3 protein-coding genes are annotated in these 10,652 nt (G+C 74.2%); all 3 read left to right on the top strand.

All coding sequences use genetic code 11. The features are described 5' to 3' along the window. On the top strand, window positions 1–1,430 hold a 1,430-nt coding region (locus ABTZ58_RS39265; RefSeq protein WP_351368050.1), incomplete at its 5' end, for an amino acid adenylation domain-containing protein. Beyond that, entirely contained in the window at window positions 1,427–9,175 is a 7,749-nt protein-coding gene (locus ABTZ58_RS39260; protein ID WP_351368047.1) for a non-ribosomal peptide synthetase, read from the top strand. The genes ABTZ58_RS39265 and ABTZ58_RS39260, both read left to right, overlap by 4 nt. Window positions 9,176–9,180: 5 nt before the next feature. Next, window positions 9,181–10,652, top strand: a 1,472-nt coding sequence (locus ABTZ58_RS39255) for a condensation domain-containing protein (protein WP_351368044.1), incomplete at its 3' end; no start/stop codon positions are given.

The raw sequence follows: 10,652 nt of genomic DNA, 5'->3' as shown, positions 1-10,652 counted from the left end.
TGCCGGATGTGTCGGGGTGTCCGGAGGCCGATCCGGTGCGTGAGCTGCTGCCGGATCACGCGGCGTATGTGATCTACACGTCGGGTTCGACCGGTAGTCCCAAGGGGGTGCCGGTGGCGCATCGGTCGATCATGAACCGGATCCGGTGGGGGCTGGACCACTTCGACGTCGGCGTCGAGGACCGGGTGCTGCTGAGCACGTCGGCGAGCTTCGACGTGTCGGTGCCGGAACTCTTCGCGCCGCTGCAGGCCGGCGCGGCGGTGGTCGTCTCGCGCCCCGACGGGCGCCGGGACCCCGCCTACCTGGCCGAGCTGATCCAGCGCGAGCGGGTGACCGGCGCCGACTTCGTGCCGTCCCTGCTGGCCGCCTTCGTCGCCGAACCGCTCGCCAAGCAGTGCACCAGCCTGCGCTGGATCGAGGTCGCCGGAGAGGCCTTCCCGGCCGAACTGGCCAACCGCTTCACCGAACTGCTGCCCGGCTGCTCCGCCCACAACCTCTACGGGCCCACCGAGGCGTCGGTGGAGGTCACCGGATGGCAGCACGTCCCCGGCTCCGACCGGGTGCCGATCGGCGCCCCGATCTGGAACACCCAGGTCTACGTCCTGGACCCGATGCTGCGCCCCGTCCCGCCCGGCGTCGCCGGCGACTTCTACCTCGCCGGGGCCGGACTGGCGCGCGGCTACCTGGGACAGACCCCGCTGACCGCGCACCGGTTCGTGGCCTGCCCCTGGGGCGCACCGGGCACCCGCATGTACCGCACCGGTGACGTCGCACGGTGGAACGAGAACGGCCAGGTCGAGTACCTCGGCCGCAGCGACTTCCAGGTCAAGGTCCGCGGCTTCCGCATCGAACTGGGCGAGGTGGAGGCGGCGCTGACCGCGCACCCCGGTGTCGACAGCGCGGTCGTCGTGGTCCGTGAGGACCGCGCCGGCGACCAGCGGCTGGTCGGGTACGTCGTACCGGCCGGCGGGAGCGACCCGTCCGCCTTCGACACCGAGGCTCTCACCGGCCTGGCGCGGGAGCGCCTGCCGGAGTACATGGTCCCCTCCGCGATCGTCCCGCTCGCCGCGTTCCCCGCGACACCGAGCGGGAAGCTCGACCGCGGTGCCCTGCCCGCGCCCGGCCACACCGAGACCCCGGCCGGACGAGGACCGCGCACCCGCGACGAGGAGGTCCTCTGCCGGCTCTTCGCCGACCTGCTCGGCGTGGACGAGGTCGGCGTCGACGCCGACTTCTTCGACCAGGGCGGGCACTCACTGCTGGCCACCCGGCTGGTCGGCCGCATCCGTACCGAGTTCGACGTCGACGTGAAGGTCACCACGGTGTTCCGCAATCCGACCGTCGCCCAACTGGCGGACCGGATCCGGAAGCTGACCCGGTCGAGCCGTCCCCGACTGCGCCAGATGACCGTAGAGGAGAACCGTCGATGATCCCGTTGTCCTTCGCCCAGCGCCGGCTCTGGTTCCTGCACCGGCTGGAAGGCCCCTCCGCGACCTACAACATCCCGTTCGTGCTGCGGCTGGAGGGCCCGCTGGACACCGCGGCGCTGGCCGCCGCGGTGACGGACGTCGTCACCCGCCACGAGAGCCTGCGCACCCTGATCGTCGAGCACGCCGACGGCACGCCCGAACAGCGGATCCTGCCCCCCGAGGAGGCCGCCTTCCCCTTCCGGGTCACCGACGTCGCCGCGGACGCGGTGGACGACGTCCTGCACGAGGCGGTGAGCGCGGGATTCCGCCTGGACGCCGAACCGCCCCTGCGCGTCACCGTCCTGCGCGTCTCCCCCGAGGAGCACGTGCTGGTCTTCGTCTTCCACCACATCGCCGCGGACGGGGCGTCCATGGCGCCCTTCCTGCGGGACCTGGTCACCGCGTTCACCGCGCGCCGCCGGGGCGCCCCGCCCGACTGGGCTCCGCTCGCGGTGCAGTACAAGGACTACACGCTGTGGCAGCGGCAGATGCTGGGCGACGCGGACGACCCGGACAGCGTCGTGGCCGAGCAACTCGCCTACTGGCACGAGGAGCTGGACGGCGTGCCCCAGCCGGTGCAGCTGCCGCTGGACCGGCCCCGGCCGACGGCGGCCGACCACCGGGGCGGCCACGTCGACATCGCGCTCGACGCGGACCTGCTCGCCGGGATCAGGAAGGTGGCCGCCGACCGCGGAGCCACGGCCCCCATGGTCGCCCAGGCCGCGCTCGCCGTCCTCCTGCACCACCTCGGCGCCGGACCCGACCTCACCATCGGCAGCCCGATCGAGGGCCGCGCCGACGAGCAACTGGAGGACCTCGTCGGGTTCTTCGCCAACACCTGGGTGCTGCGCGCCGACCTGTCGGGCAACCCCGCCTTCGCCGACCTGCTGGACCGGGTACGGGACCGGGCCCTGGCCGCCTACGACCACCAGGACGTCCCCTTCGAGCACCTGGTGGAACTGCTCGACCCGGACCGCACCACCGCCTACCAGCCGCTGTTCCAGGTGATGCTGGCCTGGCAGTTCGGCTGGTCGGACGTCGAACTGCCGGGCCTGCGGGTCACTCCCGTCCCGGTCGGCACCGGAACCGCCAAGTTCGACCTGTTCTTCAACATCGTCCCGGACCCCTCCGGAGGCGCCCGCGGACGCCTGGAGTACGCGACACACCTGTTCGACCACACCACGGCGGAGAGCCTCGTCGAGCGGTACGTACGGGTGCTGCGGCAGGTGGTCGGCGATCCCGGGACGCGGCTCGGCGCGACGGACGTGCTCACCGGCGCCGAGCGGGACCGGCTGACCCGCCCGGGCGAGCCGGTGCGGCCTCAGGACCTGGCGACGCTGCCGGAACTGGTCGCCGCCCAGGCCGCACGGACCCCGGACGCGACCGCGGTGGTGTCCGGCCGCACCGCGCTGACCTACCGGGAGCTTCAGACCCGCGCCGCCCGGCTGGCCGCGGACCTGCGTGCCGACGGCGTCGGTCCGGACGTGCTGGTGGCCGTGGCGCTGCCGCGCACGGCGGACCTGGTGGTCGCCCTCCTCGGGGTGCTCAAGGCGGGCGGCGCCTACCTGCCGGTCGACCCGGACTACCCCGCCGAGCGCGTCGCCCTCCTGCTCGACACCGCCCGGCCCGCCCTGGTACTGACCGACCGCGCCACCGAGGCGGCCGTCGCGGGCTGCCGGCCACCGGTGCTGCGCCTCGACGACCTGGACCTCGACGGCCCCGCGCCCGGCACGCCGGACGTCCGTGTCTCACCCGACCACCTCGCCTACGTGATGTTCACGTCCGGTTCGACCGGGACGCCCAAGGGCGTCGGCGTCACCCACGCCTGCGTCGTGCGCGCGGTCGCGGACCTGCGCCGGGTGACCGGCGTCCGGGAGGGCTCCCGGATGCTCGCCGCGACCTCCGTGAACTTCGACGTCTCCGTGTTCGAGACGTTCACCGCGCTCACCACCGGGGCATGCGTCGACCTCGTCCACGACGTGCTCGAACTCGGTACGCGCGACGGCTGGTCCGGCACCACCGTCAGCGCCGTTCCGGCGGTCTTCTCCGCGCTGCTCGACCAGATCGCCGCCGACGGCGTCGCACTGCACGCGGACACCGTCGTCTTCGCCGGGGAGGCCCTCTCCGCCGACCTGGTCCACCGCGTGCGCGAGGCCCTGCCCGGGGTCCGCGTCGTCAACGCCTATGGGCAGACCGAGAGCTTCTATGCCTCCACCCACACCGTCCCGCCGCGCTCCGAGGCGAGCGGCGCGGTACCGGTCGGCCGGCCCCTGTCCCACATGCGTGCCTACGTCCTGGGCCCCGAACTGGCCCCCGTCGCCCCCGGGGTGACCGGCGAACTGTACGTCGCGGGGCTGCTCGCCCGCGGCTACCACCGCGCCGGCGCGGCCACCGCGGACCGGTTCGTCGCCTGTCCCTTCGGCCCCGCCGGGGCGCGCATGTACCGCACCGGCGACCTCGCCCGGTGGGACCGCGACGGCCTGCTGCACTACGCGGGGCGGGCCGACACCCAGGTCAAGGTGAACGGCATCAGGGTCGAGCCGACCGAGATCGAGACCGTGCTCGCCCGGCACCCCGCGGTCGCCCGCGCCGTGGTGACGGCCCGCGAGGACCCCACCGGCGCCAGACGGCTCGTCGGCTACGTGACCCGGGCGGCAGCCGGGGACGGCGACGAGCGGACCGGCTCCCCCTTCCCGGTGGCCGACCTGCGCCGGTACGCGGCCCGGCGGCTGCCGGACTACATGGTCCCCGCCCACCTCGTGGTCCTGGACCGACTCCCGCTGACCGCCAACGGGAAGGTCGACCGGGGCGCCCTGCCGGAACCGGAGTTCGGCGGAGGCGAGTACCGGGCGCCACGCAACGCCACCGAACAGGTCCTGGCCGAGATCTACGCCGACGTGCTCGGCGTCCCGCGCGTGGGCCTGGACGACGACTTCTTCACCACCGGCGGCGACAGCATCCGCTCCATCCAGGTCGTCGCCCGGGCCCGGGCGCGCGGCGTCACGGTCAGCACCCGCGAGGTGTTCGAGCACCGCACGGTGGCCCGCCTCGCGGAACTGGTCGGGGAGCGCGGCGACGAGGACCGCGTGGTCCTGGCCGAACTGCCCGGTGGCGCTCTCGGACCGGCCCCGCTGCCGCCGACCGCGGCGCACGTGCTGGCCCTCGGCGGCGGCCTCGGCCGCTTCTGCATGTCCGCACTCGTCACCCTGCCCCCGGACATCGACCGCGCGGGACTCGTCGCGACCGTCCGGGCGGTCCTCGACCGCCACGCCGTCCTGCGCTCCCGGCTCGACCGGGAGGGACCGGGACTGCTGATCGGGCCCGCCGACGGCGTCGACGCCGACGCGCTGGTGCGGGAGACGGCCTACGACGCGGCCGGGGTGCAGGCCGAACTGGACGCGGCCGCCGACCGGCTGGACCCGGACGCGGGCGTGATGGCGCAGTTCGTGCACCTCACCTCCGCCACCGACGGCGACCGGCTGCTGATCGTGCTGCACCACCTGGTCGTCGACGGCGTCTCGTGGCGGATCCTGCTGCCCGACCTGGTGGCCGCCTGGCAGGCCGTGCGCGAGGGCCGCGCCCTGCCGCCGGCCCCGGCGGGTACCTCCCTGCGCCGGTGGACGCACGCCCTGGCCGAGGAGGCCGCCGCCCCCGCACGGGTCGCGGAACTGCCCGTGTGGCGGGAGATCCTGAGCGCGGACGAACCGGTCCTCGGGACACGGGAGCCGGACCCCGCGCGCGATGTCGCCGCCACCGTGGACACCGTGCGCGTCCAGGTGCCGGCGCACGTCACACGGGCCCTGCTCGACACGGTGCCCGAGCTGTTCCGCGGCGGGCCCGACGACGGTCTGCTGGCCGCGCTGGCCCTGGCCCTGGCGCGCCGGCGGCAGACGCGGGGCGGCGGCTCGGCGGCGCTGGTACGGCTGGAGGGGCACGGCCGGGAGGAGCACCTGGTCCCCGGCGCGGACCTGTCCGGCACCGTCGGCTGGTTCACGGCCATGTACCCGGTGCGCCTCGACCTGGCCGGCATCGACCTGGCGGACGCCTTCGCCGCCGGCCCGGCCGCCGGGCAGGCCGTCAAGGCCGTCAAGGAGCAACTGCGCGGTGTGCCGGACCACGGCCTGGGCTACGGTCTGCTGCGCCACCTCAACCCGCGCACCGCCGTCGAACTGGCCGGGCTGCGCGAACCGCAGATCGGCTTCAACTACCTGGGCAGGTCCTCCGGAGCGGACCTCCCCGAGGACCTGCGCGGCCTGGGCTGGGCCCCGGACACCACGCACCGGGACCTGATCGCCGCACCGGACCCGGACATGCCGGTGCTGTCGGCGCTGGAGATCAACGTGGTCGCCGGCGCCACCCCCGACGGCGACGAACTCACCGCCTACTTCGCCTTCCCCACGGGCGTGCTCACCCGGGACGAGGTGACCGAACTGGCCGGGCTGTGGGTCGAGGCCCTGACCGCCCTGGCCCGGCACGTCACGCGTCCCGGCGCCGGCGGACTGACCCCGAGCGACGCGCCCCTGGTCACCGTGGACCAGACGGAGATCGACGCCTGGGAGGCACGCTACGGACGGCTCGCCGCGGTGTGGCCGGCGACCCCCGCGCAGTCCGGGATCCTCTTCCAGGCGACCCTGGCCGGCGCCTCCTTCGACCCCTACCACATCCAGCTGGTGTTCCACCTGTCCGGAGAGGTCGACCCCGACCGGATGCGCAGGGCCGGACAGGCGCTGCTGGACCGCCACCCCGGCCTGCGCGCGGCGTTCGCCGACCGCGCCGACGGCGACGCCGTGCAGGTGGTGCCGGCCGCGGTGACCCTGCCGTGGCAGCACCTGGACCTGACCGGAGCCGAACAAGGCGAGCGCACCGAGGTGTTCGAGCGGTTCCTGGAGGAGGACCGCACCCGGTACTTCGACCCGGACACCCCGCCGCTGCTGCGGCTGGCCCTCGCCGTCCTCGAACCCGCCCGGCCCGAACTCGTCCTGACCGCCCACCACGCGCTGTACGACGGCTGGTCCACCCCCCTGCTCATGCGGGACCTGCTGCTGCTCTACGCCTCCGACGGCGACCCGTCCGCACTGCCCGCCACCCGCGACCCCGGCCACTTCCTCGGCTGGCTCGCCCGGCAGGACCGGGACGCGGCGGCACGGGCCTGGGCGGACGAACTCGACGGCGTCGAGGAGCCGACCCTGCTCGCCGCCGGCACGTCCGGCGCCGACGACGGCAGCCGCGGCCAGGTCGACGTCACCCTCACGCCCGAGGAGGCACGCGCGCTGACCCGCCGCGCCACCGAGCTCGGCCTCACCCTCAACACCCTGGTCCAGGGCGCCTGGGGGCTGCTGCTCGGGCAGCTGACCGGCCGCCAGGACGTGGTGTTCGGCACCACCGTCTCCGGCCGCCCGCCCGCGGTACCGGACGTCGAGTCGATGGTCGGCATGTTCATCAACACCGTCCCCGTGCGGGTGACGTACGAGCCCGGGGAGAGCGTGGCCGCGCTCCTCACCCGGCTGCAGCAGCGGCAGGCCGCACTGGTCGAGCACCACTTCCACGGGCTCGCGGAGATCCAGCGGGCCACCGGCCTGCAGTCGCTCTTCGACACCCTGTTCGTCTTCGAGTCGTACCCCGTCGACCGGGCGGGCCTGAGCGCCGCCACCGACGCCGCGGGCGGCATCTCCTACACGGGCCTGCGCCCGTCCGCGGGCAACCACTACCCGCTGTGCCTGCTGGCGGCGGCCGACCCGCACCTGCAGCTCACCTTCCAGTACGCACCGGGCGTCTTCGACCGCGGCGCGGTGGAGACGTACGCGGCCCGCCTCGCCCGAGTGCTGCGGCAGCTGGCCGCCGACCCCGGGCTGAGGGTTGCGCAGATCGACACCCTGGGACCGGGCGAGCGCGAGCGCGTCCTTGCCCTCTTCGCCGACGAGGCCGTCCCGCCCGCACACGACACGATCACCGCGCGCGTCGGGGCACAGGTGGCGCGGACCCCCGACGCGGTCGCCGTGCGCGCCGGCGGCGACACGCTGACCTACGCCGAGCTGGACGCCCGCGCCGAGCGGCTCGCGGCCGGGCTGGCCGGGCGCGGGATCGGCCCGGAGAGCGTGGTGGGCGTGGTCCTGCCGCGCACCGTGGACGCGGTGGTGGCCCTGCTGGGCGTACTCAAGGCGGGCGGTGCCTACCTGCCCGTCGACCCGGCCTACGCCACCGCCCGCCTGCGGCACGTCCTGCCCGGCGCCCGGCCCGAGTTGCTCCTGGCGGACGAGGAGACCCGGGCGCTCGTCCCCGCCACGGACATCCCCGTCGTCCTCCTGGGCGACCTCGTGCTCCCGGCCGCGACGCCGGGCACCGCGGCCGCACCCCGGCCCGCGGCCCGGCCCGGCCACCTCGCCTACGTCGTCTACACCTCCGGCTCCACCGGCGTGCCCAAGGGCGTCGCCGTCACCCACCTGACGGTCGTCAACGCCGTGGACACCATGGTCGCGCAGGCCGGAGCCGGACACGGGGCCCGGATCCTGGTCGCCGCCTCGTTCGGCTTCGACGTCGCCACCTTCGAGACGTTCGCCGCGCTCACCACGGGCGGCAGCGCCGAGATCGTCCGCGACGTGCTGGAACTGGCCGAACGCGACCACTGGGACGTCGACGTCGTCTGCTCGGTGCCGTCGGCCTTCGCCGAACTCGTCGACCAGCTGCCCGGCCGCATCAGCCCCACGGCCCTGAACATCTCCGGTGAGGTGCTGACACCGGCCCTGGCGGCGCGCGTGCGCTCCCTGTGGCCCGAGGCGCGCGTCATCAACAGCTACGGGCCCAGCGAGACCTTCTACGCCACCAGTCACCTCCTGGACCCCGACGAGCCCTACCCGGGCGGGGTTCCCGTCGGCCGTCCCTTCCCCGGTGTCCGGGCCTACGTGCTGAGCCCCGCCCTCGCGCTGCTGCCCCCGGGCACCCCGGGCGAGCTGTACCTGGCCGGGGCGGGACGCGGCTACCACCGCCAGCCCGGCATGACCGCCGACCGTTTCGTCGCCGACCCCTTCGGGCCGCCCGGCTCCCGCATGTACCGCACCGGTGACCTCGCCCGCCTCACCGCGGACGGGGAACTGGACCACCTCGGGCGCATCGACACCCAGGTCAAGATCCGCGGCTACCGCATCGAACCGGGGGAGGTCGAAGCCGCCCTGACGACCCACCCCGGCGTCGCCCAGGCCGCCGTCGTGCCCCGGCAGGCCGGCGGCACCCGGTACCTGGCCGCCTACGTGGTCCCCGCCCCGGGCGGGGCCGCCCCGGACCCGGCCGGACTGCAACGCCACCTCGCGGAGCGGCTGCCGGACTACATGGTGCCCGCCGCGTACGTGCCGCTCGACCGGCTGCCCCTGTCGCCCAACGGCAAGCTCGACACCAAGGCCCTGCCCGTCCCCGACCTCACCCCGACCACCCCCTTCCGGGCACCCCGCAGCGCCCGGGAGACGGCACTGGCCGGGCTGTTCGCCGAAGTGCTGGGCGTCGGCCGGGTCGGCATCGACGACAACTTCTTCACGCTCGGCGGGCACTCCCTGCTCGCCACCCGGCTGATCAGCCGGGCGCGCGCCGAGTTGGGGACCGAGATACCCATCCGCAAGATCTTCGACCTGCCGACCGTGTCCGCGCTCGCCGCGTGGTCCGAGGAGTCGGCCGTACCCCTTCGCCCCAATCTCCGCCAGATGACCGTCGAGGAGTGAGACCCGTGATTCCGCTGTCGTTCGCACAACGCCGCATGTGGCTGACGCACCAGATCGAGGGAGGGGCGGAGACCTACAACATCTCCCCGGCGTTCCGGCTGACCGGGCCGCTCGACCGGGACGCCCTCGCGGCGGCCATCCGTGACGTGGTCGGCCGCCACGAGACCCTGCGCACCACGTACGTGACCGACGAGGACGACGAGCCCCACCAGAGGATCCTGGCGGCCGCGGACGCGCCGGTGCCGCTGCCGGTGGCCGACGTGACCTCCGGGGAACTGCCCGGCGCGATCGACGAGGTCATCGCCCACCGCTTCGACCTGGCCGCCGAGATCCCCTTCCGGGCGCACCTGTTCCGCTGCTCGCCCGAGGAGCACGTCCTGGTGCTGGTCATCCATCACATCGCCTCCGACGGTGTCTCGGGAGGGCCGCTGGCGCGGGACTTCACCGCCGCCTACACCGCCCGGCGTGAGGGCCGGGCGCCGCAGTGGACGCCGCTGCCCGTGCAGTACAAGGACTACGCGCTGTGGCAGCGCGAACTGCTCGGCGACGTGAACGACCCCGGCAGTCTGGCCGCCGCGCAGATCGACTACTGGCGCGCGGAACTGGCCGGCGTACCCCAGCCCCTGAACCTCCCCCTGGACCGGCCCCGGCCCGCCGAGCGCAGCTCCCAGGGCGATGCGGTCGACGTCGTGGTGGAGCCCGCGGTGGCGGCCGGCCTGCAGAAGCTGGCCGACGAGCGCGGCATGACCATGGCGATGGTGCTGCAGGCCGCGGTGGGAGTGCTGCTCGGCAAACTCGGCGGCGGGGACGACGTCACGATCGGCGGCCCGATCGCCGGGCGGACCGACGAGGCGCTGGCCGATCTCGTCGGATTCTTCGTCAACACCCAGGTCCTGCGCGTGGACCTCTCCGGCGATCCCACCTTCGCCGATCTCCTCGCGCAGGTCCGGGACAAGGCGCTGACCGCCTACGAGCACCAGGACGTGCCGTTCGAGACCCTGGTCGAGCAGCTCAACCCCGAACGCTCCCTGGCCTACCAGCCGCTGTTCCAGGTGATGTTCGCCTGGCAGAACTTCGCCCGGCAGGACTTCGAACTGCCCGGACTCAAGGTCGAGTTCGAGCAGTACCTCACCCAGACCGCCCTGTCCGACCTGTTCTTCAGCATCGCGATGGACGAGACGGGCGCCCTGCGGGGCGACCTGCAGTACGCCACCCAGCTGTTCGACCGGCACACGGCCGAAGCCGTCGTCGCCCGGCTCGTCCGCGTGCTGGAACAGGTGGCCGCCGACCCGCTCCAGCCGGTGAGTGCGGTGGAGGTGCTGTCGGCGCAGGAGCGGGATTGGCTGGTGCGGGGGGTGAACGACACGGCGGTCGCCGTGGAACCGGGGACGTTGCCGGATGCGTTCGAGGCGCAGGTGGCGCGGGATCCGGACCGGGTGGCGGTGATCGCGGACGGGGAGTCGCTGAGTTACGGGGA

Origin of the sequence: Streptomyces sp. NPDC094143 (genome assembly GCF_040303825.1) — a bacterium.
In the GTDB taxonomy this organism is placed as follows: Bacteria; Actinomycetota; Actinomycetes; order Streptomycetales; family Streptomycetaceae; genus Streptomyces.
The sequence above is the reverse complement of the archived record's forward strand: the minus strand, read 5'-3'. Positions and strand labels throughout refer to the sequence as shown.

Bases quoted from the DNA above. Each gene is read 5' to 3' on its own strand.
- ABTZ58_RS39260 (WP_351368047.1), top strand. From the start codon at position 1,427: ATGATCCCGTTGTCCTTCGCCCAGCGCCGGCTCTGGTTCCTGCACCGG.